11 protein-coding genes are annotated in these 11,313 nt (G+C 62.7%); 6 read left to right on the forward strand and 5 right to left on the reverse strand.

Annotated elements, in window-relative coordinates:
- Positions 1–127 precede the first annotated feature (127 nt).
- Positions 128–1,054 carry a LysR substrate-binding domain-containing protein gene (locus tag AB4068_RS07245; protein ID WP_059388746.1) on the reverse strand — a complete coding sequence of 309 codons (927 nt, stop codon included), beginning with the start codon at positions 1,052–1,054 and terminating at the stop codon, positions 128–130.
- A 611-nt stretch (positions 1,055–1,665) separates the two neighbouring features.
- Here AB4068_RS07245 and AB4068_RS07250 point away from each other — a divergent pair.
- Genes AB4068_RS07250 through AB4068_RS07270 form a run of 5 tightly spaced genes read left to right on the forward strand, consistent with a single transcriptional unit; the run spans position 1,666 to position 6,393 of the window.
- Positions 1,666–2,454 (forward strand): LamB/YcsF family protein, encoded by a 789-nt coding sequence (locus AB4068_RS07250; RefSeq protein ID WP_332602844.1) that lies wholly within the window; start codon positions 1,666–1,668, stop codon positions 2,452–2,454.
- Position 2,455: 1 nt separating this feature from the next.
- Positions 2,456–3,178 carry a 5-oxoprolinase subunit B family protein gene (locus AB4068_RS07255; RefSeq protein ID WP_284988942.1) on the forward strand — a complete coding sequence of 241 codons (723 nt, stop codon included), beginning with the start codon at positions 2,456–2,458 and terminating at the stop codon, positions 3,176–3,178.
- Positions 3,175–4,188, forward strand: coding sequence for a biotin-dependent carboxyltransferase family protein (locus AB4068_RS07260; RefSeq protein WP_059388743.1), 1,014 nt, complete (start codon positions 3,175–3,177; stop codon positions 4,186–4,188). Before AB4068_RS07255 ends, AB4068_RS07260 begins: the two co-directional genes overlap by 4 nt.
- A gap of 57 nt (positions 4,189–4,245) precedes the next feature.
- Positions 4,246–5,586, forward strand: a complete 1,341-nt coding sequence (locus AB4068_RS07265) for an MFS transporter (protein WP_059388742.1) — start codon at positions 4,246–4,248, stop codon at positions 5,584–5,586.
- A gap of 57 nt (positions 5,587–5,643) precedes the next feature.
- A complete protein-coding gene (locus AB4068_RS07270) occupies positions 5,644–6,393 on the forward strand; it encodes an SDR family oxidoreductase (protein WP_059388741.1) in 750 nt (249 codons plus the stop codon).
- A 178-nt stretch (positions 6,394–6,571) separates the two neighbouring features.
- Here the strand turns inward: AB4068_RS07270 and AB4068_RS07275 are convergent, their stop codons facing one another.
- Positions 6,572–7,006: an acyl-CoA thioesterase gene (locus AB4068_RS07275; protein ID WP_084784486.1), complete on the reverse strand. Its 435-nt coding sequence runs from the start codon at positions 7,004–7,006 to the stop codon at positions 6,572–6,574.
- Between the two features lie 238 nt (positions 7,007–7,244).
- On the opposite strand from AB4068_RS07275, the gene AB4068_RS07280 reads away from it, so the two are divergent.
- Entirely contained in the window at positions 7,245–8,138 is an 894-nt protein-coding gene (locus AB4068_RS07280; protein WP_306964614.1) for a cytochrome c oxidase assembly protein, read from the forward strand.
- 33 nt (positions 8,139–8,171) lie between these two features.
- Here AB4068_RS07280 and AB4068_RS07285 read toward each other — a convergent pair whose 3' ends face one another.
- The 3 genes from AB4068_RS07285 to purB form a co-directional block, all read right to left on the reverse strand.
- A complete protein-coding gene (locus AB4068_RS07285; RefSeq protein WP_059388739.1) occupies positions 8,172–8,675 on the reverse strand; it encodes a GNAT family N-acetyltransferase in 504 nt (167 codons plus the stop codon).
- Positions 8,676–8,799: 124 nt separating this feature from the next.
- Entirely contained in the window at positions 8,800–9,459 is a 660-nt protein-coding gene (locus tag AB4068_RS07290; protein ID WP_059388738.1) for a histidine phosphatase family protein, read from the reverse strand.
- 50 nt (positions 9,460–9,509) lie between these two features.
- Positions 9,510–10,952 carry an adenylosuccinate lyase gene (gene purB / locus AB4068_RS07295; RefSeq protein WP_441433025.1) on the reverse strand — a complete coding sequence of 481 codons (1,443 nt, stop codon included), beginning with the start codon at positions 10,950–10,952 and terminating at the stop codon, positions 9,510–9,512.
- Between the last annotated feature and the right edge of the window lie 361 nt (positions 10,953–11,313).

The following is an 11,313-nucleotide window of genomic DNA, read 5'->3' on the forward strand; positions in this document are numbered from 1 at the left end:
ATTGGGTTCACGGAATCCGCGAGCCGCTTTCGAATTACTTGCTAATTCGATAATAGGAAATAAAAATGCCCGTGAATAAGACCAAAGATGTCTGTCCGGATAAGGCAATGTTATGGATGGATCAACCCTAGGATGGATCGGCCGCGTACTTGCTGATCAACTGTTGCTGCAGCATCTCCTTGACCAGGATGAGCACGGCAGAGGCGGCCTCTGACAGCGGTTCGTGGTCGGGGGTGCACAGGGCGATCTTGCTCTGCAGGGCCGGTTCGACGATCCGCAGGACCTTGAAGTTCTCATCAGGGAAGAGCGCATCGGCAGCCGATTTCGGCAGCACGGTGGCCCCGAGGTTTGCGCGGATGAGCCGGACAAGCGACGGAACCGACTCCACTTCTCCTACGAGCCGCAGGGGCAACCCGTGCTCGGCCAGTCCCTTTTCGATGATCTGGCGCAGGGTGTGGTTCTTTTCGGGGAGGAACAGTCCAAGGGTGCTGGCTTCTTCAAGAGTGACAGTAGTGCGGCCCTGGGCAACATCGACGTCTTCGTGGGTGACCAGGTGCAGGTCTTCCACGATCATGGTGGTGAACTGAACCCCGCGGATCTTCCCCGGCTCGTAGATCAGGGCCATGTCGAGGCGCCCGTTCTTAATTGCTTCGCTCAGCACGCCCCCGAAGATCTCGGTCAAATGCACCACGATGTCCGGGTATCGCCGGCCGACCTCCCGGATGATCTGCGGTGTGAGGCTGGAGGCCATGCTGTACGGTGCGATGGCGATGGACACCCTGCCCGATGGTGCGGCCCCGGATGTCGCTACGTCCTGCCGCGCTTGTTCAACAAGCCGCAGGATGGTCTGGGCATGGCGGTAGAGTGTGTGCCCCGCGGCGGTCGGCTCGACACCTTGCTTACTGCGGATCAGCAGGCGCTGCTTCAAATCGCTTTCCAGTGCCGACACCTGCTGGCTGAGGGCAGGCTGGGCGACGTGGAGCGCTGCAGCGGCCTTGGTGATGCTCCCCGAATCGACGATCTTTACAAAATATGAGAGCTTCCGCGTATCCATCGGTCTGCCTTCCTCCAAGTCCACTTGGGGCCTGGATGCCATAAGGAAATTCTATGTAGGGACACACAATCCGTCTTTGTGTGACCTGTCTCTCAGCGACTAATTTGAGATCCACATCCCCATGGTGGCGTTTCCCAACCATTTACTGACAGTTCGTTGACTCCCCATCATCCGAATTGTCCCGATACCCAAATATAGACGCATTCGGGACGCTGCCTCACAAATCGATCGTCATGCAAAGAGCACCCCATGAGACTTTCGGGCACATCGCCCTCCGGCAACAGCGGCAGGTCCACCGCGCGCGCCGCCGCCCGCCGTCGTCGACCTTCAGCACGGAGGACGACGACGGCGGCCCGGCAGCATGCCGTCTCCGCCACCAGCATGTGTGCCGTAGGTCATAACCGGGAGCTATCCCGTGATAGGGAATAGGTCTTTGTGCCCGAAGTTCGTGGGTGCGAGACTTCTATCACCAAAGAATTACCGACAGTTCCCCGGATTGAAGAATTTTAGCTAAACACTTTCAATCGAAAAGGCGACTGAGTTTACCGGATATTCCAGCCGTTCGAGCGGAATTGCCGGACCCCAATGCAGAACCACGGAAAGAGAACCACGTGAACCCGACAATTGATCTTGTAGCGGATCTTGGAGAGGGATTCGGTGCCTACACCATAGGCAGCGACACCGATCTTCTGGAGATCGTTTCAAGTGCCAATATCGCTTGCGGGTTCCACGCGGGCGATCCGGACATCATGGACGCCACGGTCGCCGAATGCGTTCGCCGCGGAGTGGGAATCGGAGCCCACCCGAGCTTCCCGGACCTGCGTGGTTTCGGCCGCCGGGACATGGGCCTGACTGCCAACGAAGTGCGTGCGGATGTGCTCTACCAACTGGGCGCCCTGAACGGCTTCGCTGCCTTCCACGGAACCAAGGTGACCCACATCGCGCCGCACGGCCGGCTGGGAAATCTCGTCGCCGTCCGGGCGGATTACGCGGAGGCCGTGGCTGAGGCCGCTGCCCGCGTGGACAACGAACTGATCGTGGTCGCGCAGGAGGGCGAGTTGGCCAAGGCGGCACGTTCCGCCGGCCTGGACGTGGCGATTGTGGGCATCGTCGATCGTGCCTACCAGGAAGACGGGACCCTGGTCCCGCGCAGCCAGCCGGGCGCCGTGCTGCACGATCCCTCGGCTATTGTCGAGCGAACCGTCCGCATGGTGTGCGAGGGCAAGATCCGATGCGCCAACGGCACTGACATCGACATCTCCGCGGACACCGTCCTGCTTCACGGGGACAACCCCGGCGCCGTCGAGCTCGCCCGGCTGATCCGTTCGGAGCTCATTTCGGCCGGCGTCCGTATTGCCCCGTTGACCGAAGTCATGGATGCCAAGAGGAAGGCGGCCTGACATGTCCGTTCTCATGGCGGCTCCCACCGAGATCTACGAATCAGGAGACTCCGCATTGCGCGTCGTCGCCCTTGCCGAAGCAAGCGAGGACAACTGGCTCACGGTCCACCGTCTTGCCGACTGGCTGGAGAGCTGTGGCGCCGAGGGCCTTCACGGCGCGGTACCCACCTACGATTCCGTGCTGGTGGAATTCGACCCCGTCCTGGTGTCGGCCCGTCAGGTGCGCGCGTTCGTCAAGCTGGGACTCCTCGAAATGGGCCGGTCCGCCGGCGCCGCAAAGGCACCCCGTGAATTTGATGTTCCGGTGGTCTATGGCGGCGAATACGGTCCCGACCTGGAGAAAGTAGCCGAATACCAGGGCATCTCCACCGAGGAAGTCATCCGCATCCACACCGAGAAGACTTACACCGTCCGCTGCCTGGGTGCTCCTGCCGGCTCGCCCATGATGGACGGTCCCGCTTTCCCCAAGCCTGTGCCCCGCCTCAAGGATCCGCGGCTCAGCGTCCCGGCCGGGGCAGTGGCCGTGGCCGGACGCCAAGCCGTCATCGCTCCCGCGTCCGCACCAGGTGGTTGGTGCGTCATCGGTCAGACCCCTTTGACTGTCCTGAACATTCGCCGTGAACCACTTGTCCCTTACAAGCCAGGAGACATTCTCCGTTTCCGTCGCATCGAGGCCGGAGAATTCGGCTCTTACGTCGGCAAGGAACTGGAACCAAGGCCATGAGCGGGCACATCCTCATCCAGCAACCCGGTAACGCCGTGGTCACAGACCTTGGCCGGTTCCGTGGACCCCGCTTTGGGCTTCCGGTCAACGGCGCCCTGGACCAGTACTCGGCCCGGGCCGCCAACATCCTTGCCGGCAACGCGGACAACGATCCCCTGGTGGAGATCACGGCCCTCGACTTCAGGATGAAAGCGCAGTCCGACATCCTGATCGCAGTCACGGGGGCTCCGTTGACCCTCACCGTCGGAGGGCGTCCGTGCAGCCAGTGGGAACCGGTTTCGGTCCGTGCTGGCGAGACGGTGGCCGTCCGGGGAATCAACCGGGGCCTCCGTGCCTACCTGGCCGTCCACGGTTCCGTGGAGGCGCCGACGCTGCTGGGTAGTTGTGCCCCGGACACCGTTGTGGGCTTCGGCCTGCAGCTCAAGGAAGGAACCACCCTCCTGACCCGCCGCAGCGTGGGCCCTGTTCGCCAACCGTACTTCGACCTTCCGCTCTTCCGGCTTGGTCTTGAACGGCCGGACATGGGGCAGGAACTGATGGTCGATGTGACTGACGGTCCGGATGTCGCCGAGTTTGGCGATTCCGCCGAGCTGCTCTTCACCTCGGAATACGCCGTAAGTGGCCGGAGCAATCACATCGGCCTGAGGCTCGGGGGTGAACTTCCGGAAAGAACCTCGAGTGGCGAAGTGCTTTCACGCGGGGTACCGGTGGGCGCCGTCGAGGTTCCTTCCCGGGAAGAGTTGCTGGTACTGCACCGGGGACGCGGCGTCACCGCCGGATATCCAGTCCTCGCCGTGGTCACCAGCAATGGCCTGGACGTCCTTGCCCAAGCCCGCCCGGGCGACAAGGTCCGCTTCAGGAAAACAACAGTGGCGGAGGCAACTTCCGCCCACCGGCGCTCGCGGGCGCAGCTTGAAACCCTCCGCGAATCCGTCAACACAGTCTTCGGACTACTTGGCATTGGATGCCGACCCCAGTGGCAGGACCTCCCGGTTGCGGCATGCAGCTAAAAACCTGTCGTCAAAACCAATAGGCGTTGCTACGCTCAACATCAAGAAGGAAATGTCATGACCGCTAACACCAACGCTGCACAAGTGCAGCATGAACGGCTCACAGGCCGTCAAACGCGCAAGGTTGTCACCGCAGGCTGCGTTGGCATCTTCGTGGAACTTTATGACAACGGCATCTTCGCGTTTATGGCCGGAACACTTGCCTTGGTGTTCCTCGCCCCCGGTAACCCGGACAACGCCTTGTTGTTCGTCTTCGCCGGCTACGCCGTCTCGTTCTTCGTCCGGCCCCTCGGCGCGGTTGTTTGCGGCTACCTGGGCGACCGGATCGGCAGGCAAAAGCTACTGGTCTTCGTCATTCTGCTGATCAGCGTCGCCACAGCCGGTATCGGAATCCTGCCCACGTACGCGGCCATCGGCATTGCGGCTCCCATCCTGCTCGTCCTACTGCGGCTCCTGCAGGGCTTCTCGGTCGGCGGCGAAGCCGCCGGCGCCATGACCTTCCTCGCTGAACATGCCCCCGAGGGCAAGCGCGGCATCATCACTTCCTACGCGCAGATCGCTTCGTTCGCAGCCCTCCTCACCGGCACCCTTGTGGCGTTCTCCATGTCTCCGTGGCTCACCCAGGCCGCGATCGACGGCGGTGGCTTCGGCTCCTTCGCATGGCGCATTCCTTTCCTGGTCGCCATTCCCATGGGCGTCATCGGCTGGTACATCCGCAAGGCCATCGCGGACACCCCCAACTTCACCAAGCTCAAGGAAGAAGGCGGCCTTTCCAAGAACCCGCTCAAGGAAGCCTTCCAGTCCGCTGAGCACCGCCGGGCCATGGTTCTTGCCCTCTTCATCCCGCTCATGAACGGCTCCGGCTACTACGTCCTGTTCTCCTACATGCCTACGTTCCTCAAAGGCAAGCAGCTCAACTTCACCATCGGCGAGGCACTGTTCATCACCGCCTGCAGCCTGGTTGTCATCTGCATCGCCATTCCTTTCATGGGTGCCCTCTCCGACCGCATCGGCCGCAAGAAAGTCATCGCCGGCTCCGCCATCGCCATGACCATCCTGGGCATTCCGTCCTACGCCCTCATCGCAACTGGAAACATGGGCCTGGCTATCCTTGGCGCCTCGATCATGGCCATCGTCTTCGCCGGCCACACGGCCGTCATCCACATCCTGATCGTTGAGCTGTTCCCCACCCGGGTTCGCTACTCCGCCTACGGCCTCGGCTACAACATCTCCTCCGCGCTCTTCGGCGGAACCGCTCCGTTGCTGATGACCTGGCTTATCAGCAGCACCGGCAACATCTACATGCCGGCCTTCTACGCAGTGATCACGGCACTCGGCACGCTCGCAGCCGTGAGCACGGTCAAGGACCGGGCACACGAACCCCTGCGCGACGCCTAGGCGCCGCTGACCCCCGGGCACAGTTCGTGCCTTCCATTTCCACTCTTTGGAGAACCGATGTCTTTTTCCGACTACACCACCGCCCTCGTCACCGGAGCGTCAACCGGTATGGGTGCCGCGATCACGGAGCGCCTGGCCAAAAGGGGCCTGACCGTTCACGCCGTGGCCCGCAACGAGGAACGCCTCAGCGAACTGGCCGATCGTACGGGTGCCATCCCGCACGTAGTTGACCTGACCGACACAGCTGCCCTGACCGCCGTCGTGAGCGAGCTGAAGGTCGACGTCCTGGTCAACTGCGCCGGAGTTTCCCGGCCCGGGAACCTCCTGGACTCGTCCGAGCAGGACATCGACGAGCTCATCGACGTCAACCTTCGCGGCCTGCTTCAGCTCACGCGGCTGGTCCTGCCGGGCATGGTGGAGCGCGACCTTGGCCACGTCATCAACATCAGCTCGATCGCAGGCGTCTACAACTTCTATGGCCACACGGTGTACCACGCCACGAAAGCCGCCGTGCACCAGATCTCCCGCCAGCTCAGGAACGATACGGTCGGCAAGCGCATCCGCGTGACCGAGATCTGCCCGGGGCGTGTGGAAACCGAGATCTTCGGCCGGAACATGGGCGGCACGCCTGAAGCCATGGAAGAAGCATGGAAGACGTACTACGAAGGCTACGAGTCGTTGACCACTGACGACATCGTCAACGCGCTCGATTACGCCATCGAAACCCCGCGCCACGTCAATGTGGGCATGCTGGAACTTATGCCGACGTTCCAGGTCCCCGGTGGTCTCACCTTCGACAGGCGCTGACCCCCCGCCTCCCTTGAGGCGCCGCGCCCGTCTGGGCGCCCCGAAGTTCCAGTGACATCACTCCCGTTGCTGGAAATACAAGCTGGCGGCCGCGAATTTCGCGGCCGCCAGCACCCGTTTCCGGGGAAAGGAGCTTTGGTGCGGGCCCGCCGCTTAGGGAGGGCCCGACGTCGGGCGCTCAGTCCTCGTGGAGGGCTTGCGTCAGATGGTGTGTCGGGATGCGGTCACGGTCATAGGTGATTTCCGTGTAGCCGTGCGGTTCCGGGCGGCCGTCGTGGCCGAGATTGACGAACACGATTTCCTCGATGGTCAGGATGCTGTCGCGGGTGATCATGTTGCGCACCTCCGCGCGCATGGTCAGAGACGTCCGGCCGAAACGGACCGCCGTCAGGCCCATCTCCACCAGATCGCCTTGGACGGCCGAGCTGACAAAGTTGATCTCGGAGATGTACTTGGTGACGGCGCGGCCGTTTCCAAGCTGGAGGATTGCGTAGATTGCCGCTTCCTCGTCGATCCATTTCAGCAGGCTTCCACCGAACAGCGTGCCGTTGGCGTTGAGGTCCTCCGGGCGTATCCACTTGCGCGTCCGGAACGTGATGTCAGCCTTTTCCATAATGCGAGATTAGCCGAGGCCGGGCGCCTGCGTCTCCTGCGGCGTGCCATGCTTGGCGCGACTCCGTAACATGGATACGGTGCACCCGGTTCAGGGCACAACACGACACGCCGATTCGCGCACCATGCGGTACACCGGGAACGCGCTGGAGGAACACCATGAAGATCGACAAAACCCGCCGTAGCGCCTGGCTGAGCGCCTGGCTGAGCGCCCGGCCTTCCGGCTTGGAACACTGACCATGCCACCGTTGGACGCTGTATTGGGCGCCTGGTCCATGAACTGGCCTGCCCTGGTCATTCTTATTGCCGCAGTCGCCCTGTATTCAAAGGGCCTGATTGCTGCCAAGCGCCGTGATATCCGCTGGCCCCTGTGGAACTCCTTTGCCTTCTTCGCCCTTGGCCTGGGTAGCTTCGCGGCACTGAGCTTTGGATTCCCGGGAACCTACAGCCACGACCTGAGGTGGGCATTCACCCTCAAAGTGACGTCCTATCTGTTTGTGGTCCCGCTGTTGGTTGGCCTGGGCAAGCCGTTAACCCTTGCCAGGCAGACCCTTGGCCCCGCGGGTGCGGCGAGGGTGGAAGCTGTGCTCGGGCACCGGCTCGTTCGCATGCTCAGCAACACGCTCGTGGCGGCGCTTCTGGGGCTCGCAATGTTCACAGTGTTCCTGACCCCGTTTTTCTACGTGCTGCGGACCAACCCCGCCGCCGACGTCATCCTGACGTTGCTCGTGCCCGTCATGGGCCTCCTCATGACCGTACCGATCATGGAAGACGGCGCAGGACGCACCTCATCGCTCATTGTCGTCGAGTTCATCTTTGTATTCATTGAGCTGCTTGCCGACGCGGTGCCCGGGGTCCTGATGCGGCTCAGCCCGGGAATTCTCGACGGCGCCACGTCAGTTTTGGGCAATCAGCCAGGCTGGTTCCCCTCACCCTTGCGCGACCAGCAACTCGCGGGAGACCTGATGTGGTTCCTCGCAGAGATTGTGGATCTTCCCCTCATCATCCTGATGTTTGTCCGCTTCTCCCGGAGCGACAAACACGAGGCCAAGAGCTTCGACGACCTGAGCGACGAAGAAATCGAAGCCCTGAATCGGGCACATCTGGGCCAAGGCGGACGCAGCCTGGATTGATCCGGTCCCGTCCTTAGGCCATCCCCCTGTGCCTCACGCCATTGCAGTGTGCGATGCGCTGTGCGAATCGATCGGCTTGGCGTAGCACTGCGAGTGGGTGACACCGATGTAGGGGCCGAAATTTGGCACCGCAGCGAAGCCGGCGCTTTCGTAGAAGCTGCGGCCGTCCGATTGGGCCGAACCCGCTTCCGCGGTGATCATGCTGAAACCGTGGGCATGTGCCTGCGCCTCCAACGCGGCAAGGATTGAACTCGCCACTCCTGAGCCCCTGGCGTACGGGACGACGTATAGCCGCTTGATTTCGGCCGTCTCGGCATCCAGGATCCTTAGCCCTCCGCAACCCAGGGGCTGGCCGGAACACTTTTCGTAGGCTACAACGAAGACGGCGGTATCTGCTTCCGACGGCGCGGGTCCGGGCTCGTGGTCCGAGTTGCCGAAACGTGCGTCCAGTTCCGCTTGCTGCGCTGCGCGGAGGTCCGCACCCACCGGGTTTGCCCAGGTGACCTGTCTGATGTTGAGCCGCGGATTTGTCTGCATCGGAACCTCTTTCGCCGAAGGGGGTTATGCCTATCAAGCCTAAGAAGCGGGGGTTACCGCGGTGTTTCCTCCGCGTAAGCGTCCGGAGAAATACCGGTGAGGCGGAACTGACCCCAACCAGCCCCTATTCGACGGCGTCGCCGGTGGGATCCTCGACCGTCCGGTCGGCCACGGCAAGTCCGCCTACGGGGCTTTGGTCCCAGTGCAGCAGCCGCCACCCGGTCTCCGGATCGCCTTCGAGCACCACGATTCCGGTGTTCTGCAGTTGGTGGGTGGCGGCGAACTCACGGCCAACATCCACGGCACGGCGGCCTGCCCAACAGCGGATCGCGGCACCATGGCTGACCACGACGGCGGTTTCGTCGCCCGACGCTGCCACTTTGGCAATGGCAGCGTCGTAGCGGGCGAAGAACTCGTGTCCATCACCAGCTCCCGGCATGCGGACGTCGAGTTCCCCGTCGGTCCAGTCGAAAACGGTGCTCATGTACCGGTGGTGCGACTCGTGGTCGGTGAGCTTCTCCAGGGCCCCGGCCTCAATCTCCTGCAGGCCGTCCAATACAGTGGCCTCGAGCCCGAGGGCTTTTGCAAGCGGGGCGGCGGTCAGCTGGGTGCGGACCAGCGTGGATGCATAGATGGCCGTGATGTCTTCGTTGGCGAGGGACTCCGGGAGCGCAGCGGCCTGGCGTTCGCCAAGTTCAGTCAGTCCCGGACCGGGAAACGCCGTGTCCAACTGCCCCAAGACGTTTCCAGGGGTTTGCCCGTGGCGGATAAGCAAGAGCCTCATGCTGACACAATTCCTTACGTCGATTCGGAAACGCAGGGCCCATGTGGCCGCTACTTCAGGTGGTCCACCAACTGGTCCGCGATGCCCGTGTACTTGCCTGGAGTAAGCGCCAGGAGGCGTGCCTCGGCTTCGGGAGACAATCCCAGGCTCGAGACGAACTCCTGCATGCGGACGGCATCGACGCGCTGGCCGCGGGTGAGATCCTTGAGCCGCTCGTACGGGTTTTCCATTCCAGCGACCCCGGCGATGGCCTCGGCGCGCATGACCATCTGGATCGCTTCGCCCAGGACTTCCCAGTTGGTGTCGAGGTCGGCCGCCAGTACGTCCTCGGCAACGTCCAGGGCTTTCAGCCCCTTGGCGACATTCGAGATCGCAAGGAGCGAGTGTCCGAATGCGACGCCGATGTTACGTTGCGAAGAAGAGTCGGTCAGGTCTCGCTGCCAGCGGGAGGTAACCAGCGTGGCGCCCAGGGTGTCCAACAGGCCGTTGGAAATCTCGAGGTTGGCCTCGGCATTTTCGAAGCGGATCGGGTTGACCTTGTGCGGCATGGTGGAGGAGCCGGTGGCGCCTGCTACCGGGATCTGGCGGAAGTAGCCAATCGAGATGTAGCTCCAGATATCCGTGCAGACGTTGTGCAGGATGCGGTTGAAGCGGGCGACGTCCGCGTAGAGCTCGGCCTGCCAGTCGTGGCTCTCGATCTGGGTGGTCAGCGGGTTCCACGTCAGCCCCAGTCCCTCAACGAAGGACTGCGCTACGGCCTGCCAATCGGCGCCGGGAACGGAAGCGATATGCGCAGCATACGTGCCGGTAGCGCCGTTGATCTTGCCCAGGTACTGGGTCTTGGAAACGCGGTCCAGCTGGCGGCTCAGGCGATGCGTGATGACGGCCAGTTCCTTGCCAAGGGTAGTGGGAGTGGCCGGCTGGCCATGGGTGCGGGAAAGCATCGGGACGGCGCGGTTCTCCTCGGCCATTGCCTCGATCTGCTTCACCAAGGCGCGGGCTGCAGGGAGCCAGACATCTTCCACGGCGCCCTTGACGCCCAGGGCGTAGGAAAGGTTGTTGATGTCTTCCGATGTGCAGCCGAAGTGCACCATCGCGGTCAGCTTCTCGATACCGATCGCCGGGAGGCGGCGGCCGATGTAGTACTCGACTGCCTTGACGTCGTGGACCGTGACGGCTTCGATTTCAGCGAGTTCCGTGACCGAAGCGGCGTCGAACTCGGTGACGATGGCGCGCAGCTTCTCCTGCTGCTCGGCGGTGAGGGGCCCGGCGCCGGGAAGTACGTTGTTGCTGGTCAGGTGGATGAGCCACTCGACCTCGACGGCAACGCGGTCGCGGTTCAGCGCGGCCTCGGACAAGTAGTCGACCAGGGGAGCGACGGCGGACTGGTACCGGCCGTCCAGCGGGCCCAGGGCGATCGGCTCCGGCGACGCGGCGAGGGCCAGGCGTCCAGAGGGCGTACGGGTAACAGCGGCGGCGACGGTTTCAGGCATGGGGCAATTCTTTCATGAACTCGGCTCGCGCCCTTAAGCCGGACTTCCCTATGTGAATAACGTCGCAGCTTCCCCTCCCCGACCACGTTTCCTACAGGTTATCCACATAGCCCATCACGGCGGTTCCGAGCCGTCGGGGCACAACGTAGCGTCGGTGCCACAACATCAATGGACACGGAGGAGGGCAACGTCTTGAGCGGCATTCTTATGGCGGCCGGAGGTACGGATCTGGATTCGCAGCAGTGTATTTCACGAGGCGCGGAGATCCAGAGGCTCGGATGGCGGATGAGGATCTGCGCCGACCAAGCCGATGCCGTTCTTGCAAGGCTTGCTCAGTCGCAACTCGAGCAATGGGAGTCGC

Origin of the sequence: Arthrobacter sp. 2RAF22, from assembly GCF_052115325.1 — a bacterium.
Lineage (GTDB): Bacteria > Actinomycetota > Actinomycetes > Actinomycetales > Micrococcaceae > Arthrobacter.